2 protein-coding genes are annotated in these 667 nt (G+C 63.1%); both read right to left on the bottom strand.

Annotated features, from left to right (window positions below; genetic code table 11):
• Nucleotides 1-283: tripartite tricarboxylate transporter substrate-binding protein (locus JK635_RS13025; RefSeq protein ID WP_306792945.1), on the bottom strand; the 283-nt coding region annotated here is incomplete at its 3' end.
• 141 nt (nt 284-424) lie between these two features.
• Nucleotides 425-667, bottom strand: a 243-nt coding sequence (locus JK635_RS13030) for an AMP-binding enzyme (RefSeq protein WP_438803834.1), incomplete at its 5' end; no start/stop codon positions are given.

The raw sequence follows: 667 nt of genomic DNA on the forward strand, positions 1-667 counted from the left end.
CCGTGATGCCGATCAGGATGGTGTGGCCATCCGGCACCGACTTGGCCACCAGTTCCGAGCCGATGTTGCCGCTCGCGCCCGGACGGTTTTCCACGATGGTGGTCTGCTTCCAGCCTTCCAGCCGGCTGGCAACCATGCGCCCCAGCGTGTCGGTCGCGCCGCCGGCGGGATAGGGCACCACTACCTTGATCATCTTCTCTGGATAGGCCTTGGCGCCCTGCGCCTGCCCTTGCGCCGCGCCCGCCGCCAGCAGCGCGCATGCCATCAGGCCGGTTCTGGCCATTGTTCCTAGACTGCAGAGTGTGCCAAGTGTGATTCGCATTGCTGTCTCCTATTGTTGTCGTATACCGGTGATGCCGGTTTGCGCTTCTCTGGCGCAATCTCCCGCGGTTAGCCGCCGCTGTTCCAGACGGCCATTGCACTATCAACCATGCGCGGCCGCATCACAATTTGCATTTGCATAAGCACCGCTTCCGTCGGGCTTAATCGCAAGCCTTTCCTTCTCCTGCAGTTCGCGCCAGAGGATCTTGCCGGTGCTGGACTTCGGCAGCGCCGCAACGAACTCGACCGCGCAAGGCACCTTGTAGGCCGCCATCTGCTCGCGGCACCAGGCGATGATGTCGGCCTCGGTAATGCCTTGCCGGTCGGGCTTGATCACCAGGACGGC

Origin of the sequence: Neobacillus paridis, from assembly GCF_016765675.1 — a bacterium.
GTDB lineage: Bacteria > Bacillota > Bacilli > Bacillales > Cytobacillaceae > Neobacillus > Neobacillus paridis.